The organism is Pseudarthrobacter sp. S3 (assembly GCF_050156905.1).
Taxonomy (GTDB): Bacteria; Actinomycetota; Actinomycetes; order Actinomycetales; family Micrococcaceae; genus Arthrobacter.
In genome coordinates this window covers 3,174,110-3,194,171 of the sequence record NZ_CP189583.1, presented here as the reverse complement: position 1 = coordinate 3,194,171, position 20,062 = coordinate 3,174,110, and the positions used below count along the sequence as shown (strand labels likewise).

Sequence of the window (20,062 nt, the reverse complement as noted above, 5' to 3'; positions counted from 1 at the left end):
ACAGTTTAGACGCCGGAACGGGTCAGGCGCAGTCGGTTACGTCATACCCCGTGGGGACGGCGTGCGGCAGCGTGCGGCAGGAAACTGATGTCAGCCGCGGTTATTTTCCGCCAGCACCGCGGCTTTGCGGAGCCGCAACGCGTAGAAGGCGCCGAAGGCGAAGACCTGCGTCACCACCACCAGGATGATGGCCCCGGCGATCTTGTTGCCGCCCAGGATCATGGTCAGGCCAACGATCGCAGACAGCAGCGCCAGCAGCGGCAGCAGCATGTAGCCCAGGACAAACAGTGTTTCCGGTTTTTTCAACATCTCAGCCCTGCGTCCTAATCCATTTGGTAAACCTGTAGCGTGTTCCGTTGGCTGCTGTCAGCCACCCATCCGGCGGAACGGACGCCGCCGCCTCCCAGGTTTCGTCGAGCTCGGGAGCGAACGTGTCGCCGTCGGCCTCCACATCGATGGTGGTGACCACCGCGACGTTGGCGAGTTCGGTGGACTGGCGGAAGACTTCGCCGCCGCCCAGGATCCACACGGTCCCGCCGCCGTCGACGAACTGAGACTCCATGAGGGCATCATCCAGGGAGGGGACCACGACGGCGCCCTCCGCCTCGGGCGTTTCGCCCCAGTTTTTCTGCCGCGTGATCACAATGTTGGTCCGGCCCGGCAGGGGACGGTACTTGTCCGGGAAGGACAGCCACGTCTTGCGGCCCATGATCACCGGATGCCCCATGGTGAGGCGGTTGAAGTGCTTCAGGTCTTCGGGCAGGTGCCAGGGCATGTCGCCGTTTTTGCCGATCACGCCGCCGGACGTCTGCGCCCACACGAGGCCGACGCCGGTCACGGAGCCGGCAAGCTCCTGGGCGAAGGACTGGGGGTCTGCTGCGTTTCCGGTACTCATACGGCGATCGGGGCCTTGATCGTGGGGTGGTGCTGGTAACCCACCACCTCGAAGTCCTCGATCGTGTAATCGAAGATCGAAGCCGGCTTCCGGTTGATCAACAGCAGCGGGTATTCATACGGTTCCCGGCCCAGCTGTTTCAGGACCTGGTCCATGTGGTTCTCGTAGATGTGGACGTCACCACCGGTCCATACAAACTCGCCGGGCTCCAGCCCCACCTGTTGCGCCATCATGCAGGTGAGCAAGGCATAGGAGGCGATGTTGAAGGGCACGCCCAGGAACATGTCCGCCGAGCGCTGGTAGAGCTGGCAGGACAGTTTGCCGTCAGCCACATAGAACTGGAAGAACGCGTGGCACGGAGGCAGCGCCATATCCTTGAGCTCGGAGACGTTCCACGCGGACACGATGTGCCGGCGTGAATCCGGGTTGGTTTTGAGGTTCTCCACAAGCTCGGCGATCTGGTCAATATGGCCGCCGTCAGGGGTGGGCCAGCTGCGCCACTGGACGCCGTACACGGGACCCAGTTCGCCTTCCGCGTCAGCCCACTCGTTCCAGATGCTCACGCCCTGATCCTGCATCCACTTTGCGTTCGATTCGCCGCGCAGGAACCACAACAGCTCTACCGCCACGGACTTGAAATGCACGCGTTTGGTGGTGATCAGCGGGAAGCTCCGGCCAAGGTCAAAGCGCAGTTGACGGCCGAAAACACTGGTGGTTCCGGTGCCCGTGCGGTCGGATTTGTGCGTGCCATGGGCCAGGACGTCACGCAGGAGGTCTTCATAAGGCGTCGGGATGCTCACGGCTAAAGTCTACCCGGGGCGCTCCGCCCGCGGCCGCCGATGACATCGCCCAGACAGGGACCGGATCCGCCATGCCGGGATACAGCCGGGCGCCAACGGTTGTGGTGGCCAGCAACAGCAGCAGCGACGGAACGAACCGGTTCGCTGGCGGCCGGGCGCTCAAACCTTAGTCGTCGAAGGGCTTCAATTGCTCCACGGCCACGATGCGGTGCTTGTTGCCGACGGCCACGTGGCATACCACCATCTCGCCAGGGGACAGATAAGGGTCCGAGTCCGGCAGGAGCGTGCGTAGACGGCCCGGCATGTGCTTGCCCAGCTGGCCCAGGACTGTGGGCAGTGCAGGTCGATGCGTGCAGACGGCGACGGGCTGTGCCTTTTCCAGGAGCGACTCGATGACGGCAGCGGTTTTTTTGGGCGTCCGGTTGTGCTTATGTTCTGTCAGCGCCTCCACCAGCTTGACCTTGGCCCCGGTCGCCCTCAGGTATGGCGCCACGGTTGACACGCAGCGCTGCCAAGGGCTGGTCACCACGCGCGGCGGCTTCCAGGCCTGCAACAGCCGGCCCACGGCCTGGGCCTGCCTGATCCCCGTCGCGGCCAGCGGCCGTTCACCCTCTGCTTTGGACCAGGACGAGCGCGGTTTGGCCTTCGCATGCCGCACCACAATCAGCGGCCATGTGTTCAGGTCGCCGCGGCTATGGGCAGCCTGCAGATACTCCAGGGGAACGACGTCGGACGGGTTGGTCAGCAGCCCGGCGGCCGTTTCGGGGGCGCACCACACCACGCGGTCCACCTCCTTGCCGTCTGGAACGAGCCGGGCACCGTTAACCTGGACCGCCCAGTAGTGGACCACCTTCAGTCCGGACGGCACGTGGTAATGGATGGGTGGGAGCGGGATGCCCAGGGGCGCGGCAAGCCCGATTTCCTCCTGCACCTCACGTGCGGCGCATTCGGGAATGGTCTCGCCGGGGTCGATCTTGCCCTTGGGCCAGGACCAGTCGTCATACCGCGGACGGTGGATCAGCAGGACTTCAAGACCGTCCGAGTTGATCCGCCAGGGGAGCGCCCCGGCCGCGACGACGGCAACTGCCTCGTCGGGATGGTCAGTCTGGTCTGCTACGAGGATGTCGCTCGCCAACGCCGTAGCCCTACCGCCGGCTCAGGCTGCGCTGGCGGGTGCGCGAGGCCAGCAGCCAGGACTGGATGTCGTCGAGGGGGCTGCCGTCGTCGGCAATGTGGTGCCGGTTCCACAAGCCCTCGTTATCCAGGTGCCAGCTGGCTGTTTCCGGGTCCATGTAGCGCTGCAGCAGGTCGAGGACATAGCGGATGTCGTCAGGATTGGCCAGCTGGACCAGGGCCTCGACCCTGCGGTCCAGGTTTCGGTGCATCATGTCGGCCGAGCCGATGTACACCACGGGATCGCCGCCGTTGGCGAAGGCGAACACCCGGGAGTGTTCCAGGAAGCGGCCCAGCACCGAGCGCACGGTGATGTTGTCGCTGAGGCCCGGGACGCCGGGACGCAGCGAGCAGATGCCGCGCACAATGACGTCCACCATCACACCGGCCTGGGAGGCGCGGTACAGGGAGTCGATGATGGCTTCGTCCACCATGGAGTTGACCTTGATCTGCACCCTGGCGGCCAGCCCGGCGCGGGCGTTGCGGATCTCGGTCTCGATGCGGTCAATCAGTCCCGAGCGGACGGAGCGGGGAGCGACCAGGAGCCGCTTGAACGTGGACTTCGGCGCATAGCCGGAGAGCTGGTTGAACAGCTTGGAAAGGTCCTCGCCCACCTGGTCATTGGCGGTCAGCAGGCCAAGGTCCTCGTAGTAGCGGGCCGTGCGGGGGTGGTAGTTGCCGGTGCCGATGTGGCAGTAGCGGCGCAGCCCGTCCACTTCCTGGCGAACCACTAGCGACAGCTTGCAGTGGGTTTTCAGGCCCACGATGCCGTAGACCACGTGGACGCCTGCCTGTTCCAGCTTGCGGGCCCAGGAGATGTTGGCCTGCTCATCGAACCTGGCCTTGATCTCCACGAGGGCCAGCACCTGTTTGCCGGCCTCGGCGGCGTCGATCAGGGCGTCAACGATGGGGGAGTCGCCCGAGGTCCGGTACAGGGTCTGCTTGATGGCCTGGACCTTCGGGTCCGCGGCCGCCTGTTCCAGGAACGCCTGCACCGAGGTGGAGAAGGAATCGTACGGGTGGTGGAGCAGGATGTCGCGGCGGCGCATGGCCGAGAAAACGTTGGCGGCCTTGGACGTCTCGGACTCGTTCAGGAACCGGGACGTGTGCGGCAGGTGCTTGGGGTAATGAAGGTCGGCACGGTCAATTCCGGCAATGACGGACAACCCGCGGAGGTCCAAAGGAGCCGGCAGCGAGTACACCTCGGACTCTTCCACGCCAAGCTCACGGATGAGCAGGGCCCGGATGTTCGGGTTGATGTCGTGGGTGACCTCAAGACGTACCGGAGGGCCGAACCGGCGGCGCAGAAGTTCCTTTTCCAGCGCCTGCAGGAGGTTCTCGGCGTCGTCCTCTTCCACCTCAAGGTCTTCATTGCGGGTGACGCGGAAGATGTGGTGTTCCAGGACTTCCATGCCGGCGAAGAGCTTGTCCAGGTGGACGGCGATGACTTCCTCAAGCGCGATGAAACGCGCCACGCGTCCCGCGACAGCTCCGGCCCGCGGACCGTCGATGGAGATCAGGCGGGGAAGCTGGTCCGGAACCTTGAGGCGGGCGAAGAGCTCCTTGTCGCTCACAGGGTTGCGAACCACCACGGCCAGGTTCAGGGACAGCCCCGAAATGTAGGGGAACGGGTGCGCCGGGTCCACAGCCAGAGGCGTCAGGATGGGGAAGACCTTTTCGGCGAACATCGCGCTGAGCTGCTGCTTGGCGGCGTCGTCCAGTTCGTCCCAGTGCATCAGGTGGATGTGCTCGTAGGCCAAGGCGGGGCGGATCTGTTCGGCGTAGACCTGCGCATGGCGCTGCTGGAGGCGGTGGGCTTCGTCGCCGATCTTCTCCAGGACCTCTACCGGGCTAAGTCCGGCAGGGGAGGGCACCGCGAGGTTGGTGGCGATCCGCCGCTTCAGGCCTGCCACGCGGACCATAAAGAACTCGTCAAGGTTGGACGCGAAGATGGACAGGAAAGCCACACGTTCCAGGAGGTGGAGCGCGGGATCTTCGGCGAGCTCCAGGACGCGGGAGTTGAATGCCAGCCAGCTGAGCTCGCGGTCCAGGAACCGGTCCGGCCGGATGTCCCCTTCGGGCACAGGGTTTGGCGCAAATTCGGGGATGTCGATCCGGTCCTGCGTTGCACGCGAGGCAGGGACTTCAGACGAGCCGAAGCGCGCGCGCACCGGCACTGAGGCGCCTTCGGACGTGACTGTTCCGGCGGGTTCCGGTTTCATGGTCTCTCCTCTTGCCTGGCGCTTGATGCTGGCCCTCGGCCGGCACGGTTCTCTACCAACCTTACAATCAATCAGCGTCCACGAGCCTAGATTTCGGCCCGTCCGAAGCCCTTAGTCACACGAGTGGGCTAACTCACCCGGGCTCTTAATCGGAGGTCAGCGGGCCGTACATCACGTCCATGTCCCAGCGTGTGAAGCCCAAGCCCCGGTAGAGGGAAACGGCCGCAGTGTTGTCGGCATCCGTATAGAGCATCACGGCGTGAAGTCCCAGGCCCTGCAGATGCCTGATACCGGCCACTGTGAGCGCTTTGCCCAGGCCCATACCCTGTGCGGCCGGTGTGACGCCCACCGCATAGACCTCGCCGATCGCCGGATGGGCGCCGTGGCGCGGATGCACCTTGGTCCAGTGGAATCCCAACAGCCGGTCCTCGGCGTCCACCGCCAGCAGGAAGCCGGCGGGATCAAACCAGTCCTCGGCCAGCCGGGCATCCAGGTCCGCGCGGGACATAGAGCCCTGCTCGGGGTGGTGGGCAAAGGCGGCCCGGTTCGCAGCCAGCCAACCGTCCTCGTCCTTGCCCGGCACAAAGGCGCGGAGCGTGACGCCGTCCGGGAGGTCGGCGTCGGGCAGTTCCGCAGTGGCGGTAGTCAGCCTCATCTTCCAGAGTTCGCGGACCGGACCGTAGCCGTAGCGGGCGGCGAGGTCCGCTGCCGCCTCGTGGTTGCCATGGGACCAAGCCTTCAGGCCGTCCAGGCCGCGCCCTGACTTCAGTGCGCCTACAAGGCGGTCCGCCACGCCCTGGTTGCGGTAGCTCGGATGGACGGCAATTTCCAGCACGCCGCCGCCGTCCGCTTCCGCGACGACGACCGCAAACCCGGCCAGGTCCTGACCGGAGGAAGGATCGGAATCTTCGTCCGGCGCGTAGAGCGCAAGGGTCAGGAGGGACTGCTCCGCAGAGTCCCCGGCGCGGAGCGTCACCACCGTTTGTTCAGACAGTGAGGGGTTGCCGTCAGACTCCTCGGCAGCTGCCAGAAGCGTCACGCAGTCCTTCAACAGTTGTTCCTCCACGCCGCCGTGGACAACAAGGACGGGCCATTTTTCCGGGTGCGCAGGACTCATGAGGCTAGGCTATACGCCCCGGCCGGAAGGCGCTCCGATTTGATGGCCCCGGGGCAGGCACGTATAGTCGTTATCTCACCCGCTTGTTACGGCGGGAACGAGGGGGATCCGCCAGTGGGGTGGCCTCGATACGTTCGACCCGTATGTCCTCCACAACAAAGCTTCACAAATACAGGAACAGCCCCGGACCACTCGTCCGGGGCTGTTCCTGCCTGAAGGTGCTGTTGAACGGTGTCAGGCTTCTGTCAGTTCGTCTTCCTGCTGCCGCACCAGGGTCAGGCGGTAGCCGACGTTCCGGACCGTGCTGATCAGGTTTTCGTGGTCGGCTCCAAGCTTGGCACGCAGCCGACGGACGTGGACATCCACGGTGCGCGTGCCGCCATAGTAGTCATAGCCCCACACCTCGGTGAGCAGCTGCTGGCGGGTGAAGACGCGGCCGGGGTGCTGGGCGAGGTATTTGAGTAGCTCGAATTCCTTGAACGTCAGGTTCAGGGGCGCTCCGTTGACGCGCGCCGTGTAGCTCGCTTCGTCGATGACCACACCAGCCGCGCGGATCTCCGTGGGGGCGTCATCCTTGTCCGGCACAGCCCGCGCTATGGAGAGCCTGATGCGGGCTTCCACTTCGGCGGGACCAGCTGAATCGAGCACGATGTCATCTACTGCCCAGGCCGAGGAAACAGCGGCCATGCCGCCTTCGGTCAGGATCAGGACCAAGGGTGCGCTCAGGCCGGTGGCTTTCAGCAACTGGGTGAGGGAGCGGGCGCCCACCAGGTCCTTGCGGGCGTCCAGGAGCACGACGTCGCAGGGATCTGTCTCCAGCAGGGCTGTGGGTTCCGCGGCGAGGATGTGCACACGGTGATTCAGCAATTCCAGGGCAGGCAGGATATTTACCGATGAACCGGTGCTGTTCGTCAATAGCAGGATGTGCGACATTGTTCCTCCAAGGGGCGTCCGCGCATCTTCGGGCGACTGAACCGGGTTTTCACCGGCCGGTACTATCTGTACTGCAGCGAAATTCGCCGACTTAAGGATCAATCCGGCAGGCATCCGTTGCAGGAAGCGTAGCTGAACCTTGAGTATACCCACCAGCCCGCGCGACGGCACGGATTCCGGCTTGGCAAACTTCCGTTTTGCGACATATCCGGGTCATATAAGGCAGGATTGAGCCGTGGGGCAGAACGCCCTGACGCGGTAGGCAGAGCCGCCGGGTCCACAGCCAGAATGGGATGCCACGAATTGAGTGCAGAGTCGAAGCCGCCGCGATCCGGCCGGCGGGGTCCCCGGTGACCGCTGAGGTGCAGGCCCCGGCAAAATCACTGGGCTCGTGGGTCATCGGTGTTGTCGGAGTGGCGGGTCTGGTGGCCATCATCGCCGGCGTGTACGTCTCCCGCGAGGCACTTGTCGGCGTCGCCGTAGTGATCGCCATGGCGGTCGGCATCGGCTGGCCTCACTTCCTCCGCATCCCCGCGAAGAAGACCCTGGCAGCCGTCATTGCGCTGGCCGGCGTCGGGTCTGCGCTCGCTGCCGGTTTCGTCCCCGCGCCGGGCTTCCTGGACTGGACGCCTGCATTCATGGCGCTGGGCATGATGGCTGTGTTCATCGTGCAGCTCATCCGAGGCACCGGCCAGGCCCAACGGCTTGAATCCACCCTTGGCTGCTGCGCCGGTGTGCTCCTCTCATGCCTGGGTGCAGGCTGGATTGCCGGCGCGCGCTTCAACGGCGTGCGGGAGATGCTCCTGGTGGCTGCCATCAGCGCCGGCGTGGCACTGCTGGCCGGCCTGATCCGATGGCCGGACAGCATCGTGGCCCCTCTCGGCATCGTGATGGCAGGACTTGCCGGGCCGCTGGCAGGCCTGGTCTTCTCCGACATTACAGTTGTGCCCGCGGCGATCTTCGGCGTTGTGGTGGGCGCCGTGCTGGTCAGCTTCCGCCGCCTGGTAACACTCCGCGGCGGTCCGCTGAATCTTTTGGCTGCGGTTAGCATGGGGCTTGCACCGGTTTCGGCCGTGGGCTCCCTGGCTTACTTCATAGACAAACTCCTCATCTACTAACCGGTTAGGATGGCATCATGTCCGTACTTGCATTTGAAATCTTCTTCCTCGTCCTGCTCGGCATCGCCAGCCTGTCTATGGCCTGGTTCGCCGGCTTTGTGGTTTACCGCCTCTTTAAAGGCCAGAAGTAAACCCGTTCAACGAACTAGCATTTTCCTGAGGTAATTGCCGTGCCGTTAGAAATTCCTACAGACCTGACACCGGAACTTGTTCCGCTTTCCTGGCTCATTGGTGAGTGGGAAGGCAGCGGCCGGCTCGGGAGCGGGGACGAGGACTCGGAGCACTTCCTCCAGCATGTGTCCTTCACGCATAACGGTCTGCCGTATCTGCAGTACCGCGCGGAGAGCTGGTTAACTGACAACGACGGCACACGCCTGCGGCCGCTGACGGTTGAGACCGGCTTTTGGGCGCTGGAGCGCAAACAGCTTGATGCCGACGGCGGACCGGGCCTGATTCCGGCCGATATTGTTCCCGCACTCAAGAGCGCCGATGAAGTCGAAGCGCTGCGCAATAAAGACGACGGGTTCGATATCTCGGTGTCCATCTCACATCCCGGCGGGATCTCTGAGCTCTACTACGGGCAGATCAAAGGCCCGCAGATCCAGCTCAGCACCGACATGGTGATGCGCGGCAGCCATTCCAAGGACTACAGCGCGGCCACCCGGATCTTCGGCCTCGTGGACGGCAATTTGCTCTGGCGCTGGGACGTGGCCCCCGGCGGAACATCACAGCCGGGCAAAGGTCTCGAGGCGCACGCCTCGGCTTTCCTGAAAAAGGTTTCCTGACACCCAGCCGCGTCACCGATTCTCAGTAGACTTGGCATCCTGGGCAACACCGGCGAGTGAATCAAGGGAGCATCATGGCTACACCGAAGAACTCCACCGATTACAGCGACCTGAAGGCTGTGTTCTTTAATGGGACCCTTAAACGGTCGCCGGAGACCAGCAACACCGAGGGCCTGATCAACGTCAGCCGCCTCATCATGGAGAAGCAGGGCGTCAGCACCCGCGTGATCAGGACTGTCGATCACGACATCGCCAGCGGTGTCTACCCCGACATGACCGAGCACGGCTGGCCGTCCGATGAGTGGCCGGAACTGTACCCGGCTGTTGAAGAAGCCGACATTGTAGTGGTTGCCGGTCCCATCTGGCTCGGCGATAACTCCTCACAGACAAAGATGCTCATCGAACGGCTGTACGCCCACTCCGGGCAGCTCAACAGCAAGGGCCAGTGGGCGTTCTACCCCAAGGTGGGCGGCTGCCTGATCACCGGCAACGAGGATGGCATCAAGCACTGTTCCATGAACGTGCTGTACAGCCTGCAGCATGTCGGCTTCACCATACCCCCGCAGGCGGACGCCGGCTGGATCGGCCCGGTGGGTCCGGGCCCGAGCTACCTGGACGAAGGCTCCGGTGGCCCCGAATCCGACTTCACCAACCGCAACACCACCTTTATGACCTGGAACCTGCTGCATTTCGCCCGGATGCTCAAGGACGCTGGTGGGATTCCCGCGTACGGCAATCTCCCTGAAGAATGGAAAGCCGGAACCCGCTTCGACTTCGAGAACCCCGAATACCGCTGACGCCGCCCCCGGGCGGGCGACCAGCGGGTCTCGAGCCCAGCGAGACCCGCTGCCCGAGACCGGAATACCTACCCACCTAAGGACGTTGCCCCCAGTATGACTACCCCCAGCCCCCTACTGTCGCGCCCCGGCGCCGTCGAGGCTACCGGCGCAGACGCCGGCATCGCATCCCACTACGGTGAGCCGCTGCGTGAGCAGCGCGCCCTCGCAGCCGGTACCGCCGTCGTCGACCTCTCCCACCGCGGCGTGGTGACCGTCAGCGGTCCGGACCGGCTGACGTGGCTGAACACCCTCTCGTCCCAGCAGGTCACCGGCCTGCAACCGGGAGAGTCAAGCGAGCTGCTGTTGCTGAGTGTCCAGGGCCGGATCGAGTTTGACGCCCGCGTAATGGACGACGGCGGGACCACCTGGCTGATTGTTGAGGCCGCCGAGGCTGCGCCGCTGGCTGAGTGGCTGAACAAAATGAAGTTCATGCTGCGAGTCGAGATCACCGACGTCTCCGCCGACTGGGCCGTGCTCGGGTCCACCAAAACCGTGGAGGAATGGTCCGGACTGCTGGCGTGGCGGGATCCGTGGCCGCACGTCGGCGCCGGCGGCTACTCCTACGCCGTGGTCCCGGAAGAAGGACACCCGGGGCTGGAGCGGCCCTGGATCGAGTACCTTGTGCCGGCCGCCGAACTCGAGGAAACATTGGCGGACCGCCCACTCGCCGGTGCTATGGCGGCCGAAGCCCTCCGCATTGCGGCGTGGCGCCCCAGGCTGGGCGCGGAAACCGACGACAAAACCATTCCGCACGAACTGGACCTGCTCCGGACCGCCGTGCACCTCTCCAAGGGCTGCTACAAGGGCCAGGAGACCGTCGCCCGCGTGCACAACCTGGGCCATCCGCCGCGGCGCCTGGTGTTCCTGCAGCTGGACGGGTCGCAGCACACCATGCCAGCTCCCGGCAGCCCGGTGATGCTCGGCGAGCGGAAGGTCGGGACAGTGACCTCCGTTGCCCAGCACTACGAAATGGGCCCGGTGGCGTTGGCCGTCATCAAACGGTCCGTCGCACCGGATGAAATACTGACCGTGCTGGACGGCGAAGAGCCTTACATCGCTGCCCAGGAAGTAATTGTTGCTCCCGACGCCGGCCAGGTAGTGGGGCGCCAGACTGGATTCCTGAGGGGGACCCGCTGATGACCGAGAACACCGCACCCGACGACGCTTCACCCGGCGATGCCAGCGCCGATGCCTCGACGCCGGACGACGAGGCCGTGGCGTTGGCGCACCGGCTCTTCCAGGCTGCCCGGGAGGGGGACGCCGGACTCCTGCGCGGCTATTTGGACGCCGGCGCCCCGGCCACAATGACCAACGCGGCCGGCGATTCCCTGCTGATGCTGGCCGCCTACCACGGCCACGCGGAGACGGTGCAGCTGATCCTTGAGCACGGCGGTGAGGCTGACACGGCCAACGACCGCGGCCAGACGCCCCTGGCCGGTGCAGCATTCAAGGGGTACGCGGACGTGTCCCGGGTGTTGCTGGACGCCGGTGCAGATCCCGACGCCGGCAGCCCCTCCGCCCGGGCCGCTGCGCAGATGTTCGCCCGCACGGACATCCTAGATCTGCTGGAGTAGCGTTTCCGCAGTGTGTCACGACCGGCCGCCAACGTAATCGAAGGAACGCCATGGAAACTGTAGCCAGGCCTTGGTTGGCTTTGTGGTCGCTGGTGGTCGGGTTCTTTATGATCCTGATAGACACCACCATCGTGTTCGTGGCCAACCCCAGTATCGGGAAGGCGCTCGACGCCGATATCACGGCCGTCGTCTGGGTTACCAGCGCATACCTGCTGTCCTATGCCGTGCTCCTGTTGATTGCCGGGCGTCTGGGGGACCGTTTCGGACCGAAAAAGGTCTACATTGCGGGTCTGGCGGTATTTACACTCGCGTCCCTGTGGTGTGGGCTGTCCGGCGACATCGCGATCCTCATCCTGGCCCGGAGCGTGCAAGGAGTGGGCGGTGCCCTGATGACGCCCCAGACCATGGCGGTGATTACCCGCATCTTCCCGCCGGACCGCCGTGGCGCGGCCATGGGGCTGTGGGGTGCCACGGCGGGCATGGCCATCCTGGTGGGGCCCATCCTCGGCGGCGTCCTGGTTGACTCCCTTGGCTGGGAGTGGATTTTCTTCATCAACATTCCCATCGGCGTCGTTGCGTTCCTGTTGGTGATGCGCAACGTCCCGGAACTGAAAACGCACAGCCACTCCTTCGACGTAGTGGGGGTGCTCCTGAGCGCCGTGGCCATGTTCCTGATCGTGTTCGGGATACAGGAAGGCCAGACGTACAAGTGGGGGACCATTGATGGCGGCCCGTTCACCGTGTGGGGCCTGATCATCGCAGGCGTAGGTGTGATGGCCATTTTCATCGGCTGGCAGTGGTGGCTTGAACGGAGAGGCGGCGAACCCTTGCTGCCGCTGGGCCTGTTCCAGGACCGGAACTTCGCGCTGGGAAACGCTGGAATAGCCGTGGTGGGATTTTCCATCACGGCCTACCCTTTGGCTTCCATGATTTTTTACCAGGTCGCATTGGGTCTGACTCCCACGCAGTCTGCCCTGTTGCTGATTCCGATGGCCGTCCTCACCGGTGCGTTGTCGCCCATAGTGGGCAAGCTGATTGACCGCGTCAATCCGCGCTGGTTTGCAGTCGCCGGGATGCTGCTTTTCACCTTGGCCATCTCCTGGACGTCGGTGCTTATGACGCCCGATACCCCTGTCTGGATGTTCCTCCTGCCGAGTGCGGTACAAGGCCTGGGCATGGGCTGCATCTTCGGGCCGATCGCCAATGCCACCACACGAAATCTGGCGCCGCGCCAGGCCGGTGCCGGCTCGGGTGTTTTCAATACCAGCCGGCAGATCGGTTCAGTGCTGGGGGCAGCCGCCATGGCCGCACTGATTCAGGCCCGTATTGTGGCCGAATTCCCGCCCCTGCCGCCCGGACAGGCGGCGTCCACTGAAGGCTTTGGCGCGGCCCTGCCGCAGGCGCTGCACGCACCGTTCGCGATGGCGATGGGCCAGTCCGTCCTGTTGCCGGCGGCAGTACTTCTCGTCGGCGCTCTGACAGTAGCGTTTTTCGCGAAGCCCGAGCCCGTTCCCCAGCCTGGGGATGGTGCTGAGGCGGAAGTCCCCGCGGCCGGCTGATGTGCAGTTCAGCGCAGGTGCACGCTGGTCTGGATGCCGCCGGCGGACAGGCCCAGCTGACGTGCCAGGGCCACGGCGCCGGTGTTGCTGACCTCGGCGCGCCACTGGACGGTGAGGCCCGCCGCGAGGGCCTCGTGGGCAGCGATGGATGCGGCCGCGGTTCCCAGCCCGCGGCGCCGCCACCCGGGGTCCACCAGGACTCCCATCTGCGCGAGAAGGCCTTCCCATTCCCCGTAGGCGCCGCACGCCACCGGAAGGCGCAGCCCGTCCACTTCGTGGAGGATTGTGTACCGGTTCTCAAGGTCTGACAGGTGCACTTCGTTGACGTCGTCCGGCGGGCACAGGCCTTCGAGCTCGATCGCTTCCGCATTTCCGTGGGACACGGTGAGTTCTTCGGAGGGCTGGCGCAGAGGCAGGTCGTCGGCGAAGAACAACGCCGCAGAGCCCAGTCCGTGGCCCCCGTGCGATCGTGTCAGGGTGAGCAGTGTCACATGTTGTGCCATCTCCTCGTCCGGAATTCCGGCGGCGGCATCAATGACCCATTGCGGTCCCACAAGTGCCGAGCTGCCGAAGAGCCTGACGAACTCCACCGTCTCTGCAGCATCGTCGGCTCTGACCATCCGCTCGCCTGAACTCAGCGACGCAGCGAATGCGCCGTCGTCGAGCCCCAGATGCCGGGCCCAAGCGAGTTGGATGATGGCGGCAGAACCGGAGTCAAGAGTCATATCCCCAGCCTACCCAGCACAGCGGCGACGGCTTAGCCGAAGAGGACTGCAGCCTCGTCGTAGCGCTTCTGTGGCACAGTCTTCAGCTGGCCCAGGGCCTTGTCGAAGCTCACGTGCTCGATGTCGGTGCCCTTAAGCGCCACCATAGTGCCCCAGTAGCCCTCCACGACGGAGTCGATCGCGGCCATGCCCAGACGGGTGGCGAGCACACGGTCGAACGCGGACGGCACGCCGCCGCGCTGGATGTGCCCCAGGATGGTGGCGCGGGTCTCGATGCCGGTGCGGGCTTCAATCTCCGGGGCGAGCTGGTCCGCGATCCCGCCCAGCCGTGGCCGGCCAAACGTGTCCAGGCCTCGCTCGGAGTGCGGGGATTCCATGTGGTCCGGCACAAAGCCCTCGGCCACCACAATCAACGGTGCGCGGCCACGGTCGTGGGCTTCCTGGACCCACTCGGTGATCTGCTCGATGCTGACCTTCTGCTCGGGGATCAGGATGGCGTGCGCGCCTGCCGCCATGCCGGCGTGCAGCGCGATCCAGCCCACGTGACGGCCCATCACCTCGGCGATCATGCAACGGTGGTGGGACTCGCCCGTAGTCCGGAGCCGGTCAATGGCTTCGGTGGCGATCTGCACGGCCGTATCGAAACCGAACGTGTAATCCGTGGCGTCGAGGTCGTTGTCCACGGTCTTGGGGACGCCCACAATCTTGAGGCCGGCATCCGTGAGGCGCTTCGCAGCAGCCAGGGTCCCTTCTCCGCCGATCGCGATGATGGCGTCGATGCCGAGGCGGTCCATGTGAGCCTTGATGACCTCCGGGCCGCCGCCGTTCTCAAATGGGTTGGTGCGGGAGGTGCCCAGGATGGTGCCACCCTGCTTCGCGATGCCCCGGACCAAAGTGCGGGGAATATCGATGACGTCGCCTTCGACGACGCCCCGCCAGCCGTCCAGGAAACCCACGAATTCGTGGCCATGGATGGCGATGCCCTTGAGGACGGCTCCGCGGATGACAGCGTTCAGTCCGGGGCAGTCGCCACCGCTGGTAAGAATTCCAATTTTCATGTCTCGGCTCAAATCCTGGTGTGAAGGTATACAGGCAGAGCGCCACGCTGAGCTCACCTAGATTGTAGTCGGCGGTGTGCGTTACGACACAAACCGGTTACAAAACGCCGCGTTCCATGGCAAGGACCACGGCACGGGTCCTGGCGTCCACATCCAGTTTGTTGAAGACCCGCAGCAGGTGGGTTTTGACCGTCGCTTCGCCACCGCCACCGGATCCGTGCGGCACGGGACTCTCTACTTCTGCGGTGGCCACTTGAACGCCAACCGGGCCAGCCCTGCGCCTGCGGCCACCCAAATGCCCAGGACCAGGAACGTCAGCGGCAGGTTGTACGTGCTCCCGGGCTCAACGGTTTCAAAGCAGGCCGGCAGGAAGACAGGCCTGAAGGCGCTCGCCGTCCAGCGCAAAGGGAAGAAATTGGTCATGGACTGCAGCCAGTCCGGAAGCTGGGAGAACCGAAAGTACACGCCCGACGTGAAGGACAGGAGGAGTACCGGCAGGACCGCCAGGGTGGACGCGCTTTGTGCCGCCCGAAAGGGTTGAAATGCGGACGCCGCCCTTGCCGTTAAGTCCCACGGCCTCAATGACCTCATCCACCGGCCGGGGAGTGGGGAAACAGGAAGCCAGCCACCGCAGCGCCTCGGAAACCCTGAGTTCCCCGGAATCTGTGGCCTCCTGGTGCATAATGCCGATCCTGGCACGGAAAGACGGTGCCGCCTTCCAGGAGCGCGTCCCCAGAACCATGATCTCGCCGCTGTCCGGTTTCCGGTGGCCTTCCAGGATCTCGATGGTGGTGGACTTGCCGGCGCCGTGGGGGCCCAGGAGGGCGTAGGTTTCGCCGGCACAGATGGTCAGATCTAGCTGGTCCACGGCCGTGCGGGTTTCGCCCTTGGGCAGGCCGTACGTTTTTGTTGAGGCCGCGGACGGTGATGGCATCGGGGGCTCGCCGCTGCCCCGGGCTGAGGAAAGTGTTCATGCTTCCAGCGTGGCAGTCCTGTGGTGTCAGCTGATGGACCGGCGGTCCAGGAAGTTCTGCAGCGGGATGGAGTTCCGCTGGTCGGGAAGGACCAGCCAGGCCGCGATGTACAGTACTACGGCGGGGCCGGGGAGGAGGCAGAAGACCAGGAAAGCGATCCGCACGAAGGCCACATCCACGTTGAGCTTGGCTGCGATGCCGCCGCACACGCCGCCTATCCAGCGTTGGGGTCCACGTTTCAGGCCGAAGCCCCTGACGATGCTGAAGAATTTGTCCATGGTTCAAGACTTCCCTGTTGTGCGTTCGTTGTCACGTTTCCGGGCCGAGAGGAGACCGCCGATCACCAGCGCGGCGCCGGCGCCGACCATCAGGCCGATCAGGACATAGGTGCCGTTCAGGGTCACCACACCCAACTGGGCGATGATGATCAGGGCGGCCAGCGCCATAACGATCAGGCCCCAGACGACGGTTCCTATGCGGGTGGCTGACGGAGTTGCGTCGGCTCCTGGGTGACCGGCCGCCGTCGTGCTTTCCGGAGTGTATGGGTCCGGTGACGGATTGACGTTGCTCATGTCAGTTCCCTTCCTGGATGGTGACGTTGCTGAAGGTGCCGTCGATCTCCACGATCAGCTTGGCGCCGGGCTTGTCGGTGTTGTAGCTGCTCTCGCGGGTGGAGATGCCGCTCCGGTGGCCGTTGCCTTCGGTGAGGTTGCCCATGGTCATGTCCGCCCTGATGTCCACGGGGACGTTGTCCGGAATGACCACCTTGACGTTGCTGGCGGTGATGTCCAGGGAAACTACGACGTCGGAGGCCAGCGGGGCGGTGACGTTCAGCTCCGTGAGGTCAATAGTCCCGCGGCCTGCGGTGATGTCGAAACCGTTCCGTGCCTGTTCGATGCTGACGGGTGCCCAGTCGACCTGGGTGAAGCGGACCCTGTCGCCGTTGCCCGCGACGTTGAAGATTCCGCCGATCACCAGGGCCACAACGGCGAAGAAGCCGAGGATTCCTGACGTCCTGCCGCGCAACCCCGCAATGAGGATGCCCAGGCCCAGGACCGCTGCGCCGCTGGCCCAGACGATCGCGTTGGTGGCGTCGCCGAGGTTGATCACGTTACCGGCGTTAAGGGCCTTGAGCCCGCCGCCCACCACAAGCGCTGTTCCGGCTGTAATGGCTACGGCTGGGGCGCCGGGGCCGGAGGGACGGACCTTGGGTGCCCGGGCCGGACCCTGCGGTGGCTGGTAGCCGCCGTAGGCACCTCCGTCGCTACCGCCCCCGCCGTAGGAGCCACCGCCGCCGTGTGGCGGGTTGACGCTCGACGGCGGGACCGGCAGGTAAGATCCGCTCCCGGACGGGCCGGCCGTGCGGGTGGAGGTGGAATCCGTCGCAGCAAACGGCGAGGCGTAGGGGTTTGTGGGATAAGCAGCCGAGTAACCGGAGTTTCCGCCGGCCGGCTGCGGTGTGGTGTTCATAAGTGCTCCGTTCCGGGCCTTGCTGCGCTGGGTCAGGTAGTAGATCAAGTAGATGGCGCCGCCCACCCAGAAGACGGTCCAGAGGAATCCGCCGAAGCCGTTGCGGCTCCAGCCCCAGAATCCGCCGCCGAGCCCGGTGAGCCCCACCACGGTGGTGATCAGCGAGCCTGTCATACCGCTGGACCAGCGGCCGGCACCGGCTTCCTGGACGTGGATACGCCCGTCGGGTTCGGGAAGGAATGCCCAGGCCAGTCCGTAGAGCAGGCCGCCGATTCCGGCGAAGAGGGTGAGAACAATGAAGATGCCGCGCACAATCAGCGGATCGATGCCCATCCGGTGTGCGATGCCGCTGGAGACGCCGCCGATCCACCGGTCACCGCCCCGCTGGATGCCGTGGCTCCGGACCCAGGTGAAGAAGTCATTCGGCTGGCCCGGTGCTTTGGCGCCGGTCTGCGGGCCGGCGTACTGGCCCGCAGACGGGCTCGAATACGGGCCTGAATATGGTCCGGCGTACGGCGGTTCCGTGGGCTGGCCATCAGCGGGGGTAGGGGTCTGGGAGTTCATACTTCGATCCTGCCGTCCGGCGCGGCGGCGCTCTACTGGGGAACACCCTGACTCGCCCCTGAGTTACCCCCGGTTCAGGCCGAAATCGGGTCCGGGGAACCCTGATCCGTGCTTGGATTGACACATGATCCCCGCCCTCACCCGCCCACCGCTTGTCCGCAGCAGCGACCGCGTCATCGCGGGCGTCTGCGCCGGCCTCGCGGCGCATCTGGGCTGGCCGGTGAAAAGCGTGCGGATCGGCATGGCATTCGCAACCCTCGCCGGCGGCGCCGGGTTCGCCTTCTATGCGTGGCTCTGGATCATGGTCCCCACCGCCGACGAAAGCGCCCGCCGCAACGCCAGGCGTCCGGCGTCGCCCATTGCGCCGGCGGTCAGCCTTGACCCGGCATTCAGCGCCGGGCCTCCGCCAGTGCCGACCTCGCCCGGTCTGCCCGTTGCCGGTCCATGGTGGGGAAATCCCGACGCCGGTGCTGTCGCCCCCGGTTTCGCTCCCAGGGGTGTCTCCGGCCGCGGGCCCCGTGCCGGCTACCCCGCCGGCTACCCCGCCGGTTACCCGGCCGCCGTGCGGCCGCCGTGGTTCCGGGTCCGCCGCACGCGGTACGGCAAGGAAATGCTGCTGGGCGCAGGGCTCCTCCTGGTGGCGGGCATCATGATTGCCCGGCTGCTCGGTGTGGACGTGCCCCTGGGGACCCTCATCCCCGCCGCCGCCGTGCTGGGCGGTGCAGCCATCGCCTGGATGCAGCTCGACGAAACCCGCCGTGCCGGGCTCGTGGACAAAACCAAGGCCGACCAGGCAGGCGGCTGGGCGCGCCTAGCCGCCGGATTGGCGCTGGTGGTTGCCGGCGTGCTGCTAATGGTCTCCGGTTCCGGATCCTGGGAACAAACCTGGCTGGCCCTGCTCGCATCGGTGGCGGTGCTTGGCGGCGTGGTTCTGGTGCTCCTTCCGTGGGCCCTCAAATTCTGGCGGGACCTGGAAACAGAGCGTGCGGGCCGGATCCGCGAAACGGAGCGGGCCGAGATTGCTGCCCACCTGCACGACTCCGTCCTCCAGACCCTCGCCCTGATCCAGCGGCGGGCGGGAAACGAACACGACGTCCTCCGGCTCGCCCGGGCCCAGGAACGTGAACTCAGGAGCTGGCTGTTCCAGGACCCCGGTAAGGAGGCAGGCCAGCTTTCGGCCCGCATCAAGGCGGCGGCGGCCGAGGTGGAAGACTCCCTCGGCAACGCCGTGGAGGTGGTCAGCGTCGGGGACACCGCCATGACCGAATCCCACGAGGCGATGCTCCAGGCCAGCCGTGAGGCGATGCTCAATGCGTCCCGTCACGGCGGCGGGACCGTCTCTGTCTACGTGGAAGTTTCCGATGGACGCACGGAAATCTTCATCAAGGACAGGGGTCTTGGCTTCGACCTGCAGGATGTACCCGAAGACAGGCTCGGCGTCCGTGAATCGATCATTGGACGCATGAAACGGCACGGTGGATCTGCGTCTATAACCAGCACGCCGGACGGTACGGAGGTGCGGCTGGGCATGCCGGCGCTCCAAACGGACAACGCGGAAGGGAAATCATGAACAACGTACAGGGGACCGGGACCATCCGCCCCGCACAGCCGGTCCGGGTGGTGATCGTGGACGACCACGCCATCTTCCGTTCGGGGCTCAAAGCCGACCTCGATCAGAGCATCCTCGTTGTTGGGGAAGCGGCCACTGTTGAGCAGGCCATCGCTGTAATCGCGCAGGAGCGTCCGGAGGTGGTGCTCCTGGATGTGCACCTGCCTGGCGGCCTGGGCGGTGGTGGCCGGGATGTGATCGCGGGTTCCGTGGCGCTCCTTGGCACTACCAAGTTCCTGGCCCTGAGCGTCTCCGACGCCGCCGAGGACGTGGTGTCGGTCATCCGCGCTGGCGCCCGGGGGTACGTCACCAAGACAATCTCCGGGGCCGAAATCACCGACGCCGTGTTCCGCGTGGCCGGCGGCGACGCCGTGTTCTCGCCCCGGCTGGCCGGCTTCGTGCTGGACGCCTTCGGCACCGCTCCGGCGGACATTGCCGACGACGAGCTGGACAGGCTTTCGGCCCGTGAGCTCGAAGTGATGCGCCTGATCGCCCGCGGCTACAGCTACAAGGAGGTGGCCAAGGAGCTGTTCATCAGCATCAAGACCGTGGAAACCCATGTGTCAGCCGTGTTGCGCAAACTCCAGCTTTCCAGCCGGCACGAGCTCACCAAGTGGGCCGCCGAACGCCGCCTGCTCTAGCCCCAA

22 protein-coding genes are annotated in these 20,062 nt (G+C 65.3%); 8 read left to right on the top strand and 14 right to left on the bottom strand.

Annotated elements, in window-relative coordinates:
• Positions 1-90: 90 nt before the first annotated feature.
• From ACQCSV_RS15310 to ACQCSV_RS15280, 7 genes are all read right to left on the bottom strand, one after another.
• Positions 91-309: an NF038396 family protein gene (locus tag ACQCSV_RS15310; protein WP_354153285.1), complete on the bottom strand. Its 219-nt coding sequence runs from the start codon at positions 307-309 to the stop codon at positions 91-93.
• 1 nt (position 310) lies between these two features.
• Complete coding sequence (locus ACQCSV_RS15305; RefSeq protein ID WP_354153286.1) at positions 311-895, bottom strand: dihydrofolate reductase; 585 nt, start codon at positions 893-895, stop codon at positions 311-313.
• A complete protein-coding gene (locus ACQCSV_RS15300; RefSeq protein WP_354153287.1) occupies positions 892-1,695 on the bottom strand; it encodes a thymidylate synthase in 804 nt (267 codons plus the stop codon). Before ACQCSV_RS15300 ends, ACQCSV_RS15305 begins: the two co-directional genes overlap by 4 nt.
• Before the next feature lie 166 nt (positions 1,696-1,861).
• On the bottom strand, positions 1,862-2,830 hold the full coding sequence (locus ACQCSV_RS15295) for an NUDIX hydrolase (protein WP_354153288.1): 969 nt from the start codon (positions 2,828-2,830) through the stop codon (positions 1,862-1,864).
• 10 nt (positions 2,831-2,840) lie between these two features.
• On the bottom strand, positions 2,841-5,090 hold the full coding sequence (locus tag ACQCSV_RS15290; RefSeq protein ID WP_354153289.1) for an RNA degradosome polyphosphate kinase: 2,250 nt from the start codon (positions 5,088-5,090) through the stop codon (positions 2,841-2,843).
• Between the two features lie 145 nt (positions 5,091-5,235).
• Positions 5,236-6,207, bottom strand: a complete 972-nt coding sequence (mshD, locus tag ACQCSV_RS15285; protein ID WP_354153290.1) for a mycothiol synthase — start codon at positions 6,205-6,207, stop codon at positions 5,236-5,238.
• Between the two features lie 234 nt (positions 6,208-6,441).
• Positions 6,442-7,140, bottom strand: a complete 699-nt coding sequence (locus tag ACQCSV_RS15280; protein ID WP_282329503.1) for a winged helix-turn-helix transcriptional regulator — start codon at positions 7,138-7,140, stop codon at positions 6,442-6,444.
• 383 nt (positions 7,141-7,523) lie between these two features.
• On the opposite strand from ACQCSV_RS15280, the gene ACQCSV_RS15275 reads away from it, so the two are divergent.
• The 6 genes from ACQCSV_RS15275 (at position 7,524) to ACQCSV_RS15250 (ending at position 13,015) form a co-directional block, all read left to right on the top strand.
• A complete protein-coding gene (locus tag ACQCSV_RS15275; protein ID WP_354153769.1) occupies positions 7,524-8,258 on the top strand; it encodes a permease in 735 nt (244 codons plus the stop codon).
• A 170-nt stretch (positions 8,259-8,428) separates the two neighbouring features.
• Entirely contained in the window at positions 8,429-9,043 is a 615-nt protein-coding gene (locus ACQCSV_RS15270; RefSeq protein WP_426938719.1) for an FABP family protein, read from the top strand.
• Positions 9,044-9,117: 74 nt separating this feature from the next.
• Positions 9,118-9,840, top strand: coding sequence for a flavodoxin family protein (locus ACQCSV_RS15265; protein ID WP_354164345.1), 723 nt, complete (start codon positions 9,118-9,120; stop codon positions 9,838-9,840).
• Positions 9,841-9,936: 96 nt separating this feature from the next.
• Complete coding sequence (locus tag ACQCSV_RS15260) at positions 9,937-11,019, top strand: YgfZ/GcvT domain-containing protein (protein ID WP_426938718.1); 1,083 nt, start codon at positions 9,937-9,939, stop codon at positions 11,017-11,019.
• Entirely contained in the window at positions 11,019-11,456 is a 438-nt protein-coding gene (locus tag ACQCSV_RS15255; RefSeq protein WP_426938717.1) for an ankyrin repeat domain-containing protein, read from the top strand. Before ACQCSV_RS15260 ends, ACQCSV_RS15255 begins: the two co-directional genes overlap by 1 nt.
• Positions 11,457-11,506: 50 nt before the next feature.
• Positions 11,507-13,015: a DHA2 family efflux MFS transporter permease subunit gene (locus tag ACQCSV_RS15250; protein ID WP_426938716.1), complete on the top strand. Its 1,509-nt coding sequence runs from the start codon at positions 11,507-11,509 to the stop codon at positions 13,013-13,015.
• Between the two features lie 8 nt (positions 13,016-13,023).
• Here the strand turns inward: ACQCSV_RS15250 and ACQCSV_RS15245 are convergent, their stop codons facing one another.
• The 7 genes from ACQCSV_RS15245 to ACQCSV_RS15215 all read right to left on the bottom strand — a co-directional run bounded on the left by ACQCSV_RS15245 (position 13,024) and on the right by ACQCSV_RS15215 (position 17,806).
• Positions 13,024-13,740: a GNAT family N-acetyltransferase gene (locus ACQCSV_RS15245; RefSeq protein WP_354153296.1), complete on the bottom strand. Its 717-nt coding sequence runs from the start codon at positions 13,738-13,740 to the stop codon at positions 13,024-13,026.
• A 32-nt stretch (positions 13,741-13,772) separates the two neighbouring features.
• Positions 13,773-14,798, bottom strand: coding sequence for an ATP-dependent 6-phosphofructokinase (locus tag ACQCSV_RS15240; RefSeq protein WP_354153297.1), 1,026 nt, complete (start codon positions 14,796-14,798; stop codon positions 13,773-13,775).
• A 97-nt stretch (positions 14,799-14,895) separates the two neighbouring features.
• Positions 14,896-15,051, bottom strand: a complete 156-nt coding sequence (locus ACQCSV_RS15235) for a hypothetical protein (RefSeq protein WP_426938715.1) — start codon at positions 15,049-15,051, stop codon at positions 14,896-14,898.
• Between the two features lie 99 nt (positions 15,052-15,150).
• Complete coding sequence (locus ACQCSV_RS15230) at positions 15,151-15,732, bottom strand: ATP-binding cassette domain-containing protein (protein ID WP_426938714.1); 582 nt, start codon at positions 15,730-15,732, stop codon at positions 15,151-15,153.
• Between the two features lie 66 nt (positions 15,733-15,798).
• Positions 15,799-16,050, bottom strand: coding sequence for a PspC domain-containing protein (locus ACQCSV_RS15225; RefSeq protein WP_354153299.1), 252 nt, complete (start codon positions 16,048-16,050; stop codon positions 15,799-15,801).
• Positions 16,051-16,053: 3 nt separating this feature from the next.
• Positions 16,054-16,344, bottom strand: a complete 291-nt coding sequence (locus ACQCSV_RS15220; protein WP_426938713.1) for a hypothetical protein — start codon at positions 16,342-16,344, stop codon at positions 16,054-16,056.
• Position 16,345: 1 nt separating this feature from the next.
• Positions 16,346-17,806 carry a PspC domain-containing protein gene (locus ACQCSV_RS15215; RefSeq protein ID WP_426938712.1) on the bottom strand — a complete coding sequence of 487 codons (1,461 nt, stop codon included), beginning with the start codon at positions 17,804-17,806 and terminating at the stop codon, positions 16,346-16,348.
• Positions 17,807-17,930: 124 nt separating this feature from the next.
• Between ACQCSV_RS15215 and ACQCSV_RS15210 the strand changes: the two genes are divergently transcribed.
• Complete coding sequence (locus ACQCSV_RS15210; protein WP_426938711.1) at positions 17,931-19,376, top strand: PspC domain-containing protein; 1,446 nt, start codon at positions 17,931-17,933, stop codon at positions 19,374-19,376.
• Positions 19,373-20,056 carry a response regulator transcription factor gene (locus tag ACQCSV_RS15205; protein WP_354153303.1) on the top strand — a complete coding sequence of 228 codons (684 nt, stop codon included), beginning with the start codon at positions 19,373-19,375 and terminating at the stop codon, positions 20,054-20,056. Before ACQCSV_RS15210 ends, ACQCSV_RS15205 begins: the two co-directional genes overlap by 4 nt.
• Positions 20,057-20,062: the final 6 nt, after the last annotated feature.

Coding starts and splice junctions, on each gene's coding strand:
- ACQCSV_RS15290 (WP_354153289.1), bottom strand. CDS start 5,090: ATGAAACCGGAACCCGCCGGAACAGTCACGTCCGAAGGCGCCTCAGTG.
- ACQCSV_RS15255 (WP_426938717.1), top strand. CDS start 11,019: ATGACCGAGAACACCGCACCCGACGACGCTTCACCCGGCGATGCCAGC.
- ACQCSV_RS15225 (WP_354153299.1), bottom strand. CDS start 16,050: ATGGACAAATTCTTCAGCATCGTCAGGGGCTTCGGCCTGAAACGTGGA.
- ACQCSV_RS15240 (WP_354153297.1), bottom strand. CDS start 14,798: ATGAAAATTGGAATTCTTACCAGCGGTGGCGACTGCCCCGGACTGAAC.
- ACQCSV_RS15260 (WP_426938718.1), top strand. CDS start 9,937: ATGACTACCCCCAGCCCCCTACTGTCGCGCCCCGGCGCCGTCGAGGCT.
- ACQCSV_RS15265 (WP_354164345.1), top strand. CDS start 9,118: ATGGCTACACCGAAGAACTCCACCGATTACAGCGACCTGAAGGCTGTG.
- ACQCSV_RS15230 (WP_426938714.1), bottom strand. CDS start 15,732: ATGCCATCACCGTCCGCGGCCTCAACAAAAACGTACGGCCTGCCCAAG.
- ACQCSV_RS15305 (WP_354153286.1), bottom strand. CDS start 895: ATGAGTACCGGAAACGCAGCAGACCCCCAGTCCTTCGCCCAGGAGCTT.
- ACQCSV_RS15310 (WP_354153285.1), bottom strand. CDS start 309: ATGTTGAAAAAACCGGAAACACTGTTTGTCCTGGGCTACATGCTGCTG.
- ACQCSV_RS15250 (WP_426938716.1), top strand. CDS start 11,507: ATGGAAACTGTAGCCAGGCCTTGGTTGGCTTTGTGGTCGCTGGTGGTC.
- ACQCSV_RS15215 (WP_426938712.1), bottom strand. CDS start 17,806: ATGAACTCCCAGACCCCTACCCCCGCTGATGGCCAGCCCACGGAACCG.
- ACQCSV_RS15210 (WP_426938711.1), top strand. CDS start 17,931: ATGATCCCCGCCCTCACCCGCCCACCGCTTGTCCGCAGCAGCGACCGC.
- ACQCSV_RS15245 (WP_354153296.1), bottom strand. CDS start 13,740: ATGACTCTTGACTCCGGTTCTGCCGCCATCATCCAACTCGCTTGGGCC.
- mshD (WP_354153290.1), bottom strand. CDS start 6,207: ATGAGTCCTGCGCACCCGGAAAAATGGCCCGTCCTTGTTGTCCACGGC.
- ACQCSV_RS15280 (WP_282329503.1), bottom strand. CDS start 7,140: ATGTCGCACATCCTGCTATTGACGAACAGCACCGGTTCATCGGTAAAT.
- ACQCSV_RS15205 (WP_354153303.1), top strand. CDS start 19,373: ATGAACAACGTACAGGGGACCGGGACCATCCGCCCCGCACAGCCGGTC.
- ACQCSV_RS15220 (WP_426938713.1), bottom strand. CDS start 16,344: ATGAGCAACGTCAATCCGTCACCGGACCCATACACTCCGGAAAGCACG.